Here is a 1,386-nt window from a genome sequence, read left to right on the forward strand (position 1 = left end):
GCTAATTCTTTGCCTTTTTCGCTATCGATTTCACAACCATAGATTTTGCCAATTTCTACCACCATTTGAGCGTTAACGGCTGCGGTGGCTAACATATCAACTACAGGTAAGGGTGTAACAGCAATTACTCCAGCACCAATCCACTGATAGCGATCGATTATTTTATTGGCTTCTCTGCGCCGTTGGTTATCAATAATTTTCCGTGCATCCTCCCCTAAACGGTGGGATTGCAACAAGATATTATCCGCAATTAAATCTTCTCCTTCTGCTCTTAAAACAGCGACTAATCTCTTAATCAGAGGCGTAATTTCGGGTTCTGGTTCAATGATTTCCCCCGTACGTAGCTCTACAGGTTGAGGACTGACAGCAACCGCAATAATATCCGCAGGAGAAATTAAGTCTTTAACTCTAGTTTCTAATTGCTGGAGCAGGATTTCTCGATCTTCGGAGGTATAAAGATCGGTTTTATTTAAAACTAACAGCGATCGCTTTCCTAATTGTGCCAAATCATACAAAGGGTTGTATTCTGATTGACGCAGATCGTTATCGACGACAAATAATAATAGATCGGCTTCTGTGGCTAAATGTCTAGCAATTGATTCCCTTTGTGTTCCTGCAATACCCGCTTCTAAAATACCAGGAGTATCGGTAATCAGAATCTCTCGCCCTACTCCTTTGAGTTTTAAGCTGTAGGTTTGTCCTTCGGTAGTTGTCCCCATAACAGCATTCACATCACCGACAATTTCCCCTAAAAGACTATTGATCAGGGAAGTTTTACCCGCCGAACCCGTACCAAAAACGACAATTCTAATCTCGCCTCTAGCCAAATCTGCCTCAATTTCTTGGGATCTCTTTAAAAAGGCTTCTCTGGCAATTTTGTCTTGAATTTGCCCTACCTGTTGCCCAATAGCTTTTAAATTAGCTGCTGCTGCTTGGGTTTTACCTTCTGGGATCTTGGCTCTAAAACCACGGCGACGCTTTTTTTTACGAGAACTACCAGGAGTATAAAAGTTGAAATAGTAAATAAACCCACCAATTAACAACCCGATTAAAATAATCAGTAATAATAGCAAGAAATTAGCTAAGAAAGGTGCAGTAAAAGAAATCTGAATATAAAGACGATAGAGAGACGCAACTAACCAGATAGACAGCCCTAAAATAAGACTTAGACCTGTGAATAGTAGCACCAGGCGAAATAAAGACATTTTCTTTCGGTTATTAGTCCCATCAAGGGGGATAATATCAGTTAAAAACCAATAACAAGCACCGTAATTAAGGCTCAGTATTGGTAACTATATTACGATAACGCATTTAACAATCGCGATCGCGCCTCGCCTTTGGAGAGATCGCTTTATCTTTGATTTCTCGATCTCGAACAACTAAGTA

The 1,386-nt window shown here is 40.4% G+C and carries 1 protein-coding gene; it reads right to left on the reverse strand.

All coding sequences use genetic code 11. From position 1 onward, the window contains the following. Positions 1–1,205: YcjF family protein (locus tag AC33VI_RS23230; protein WP_491784633.1), on the reverse strand; the 1,205-nt coding region annotated here is incomplete at its 3' end. Positions 1,206–1,386: the final 181 nt, after the last annotated feature.

This window comes from Waterburya sp. (assembly GCF_058530065.1).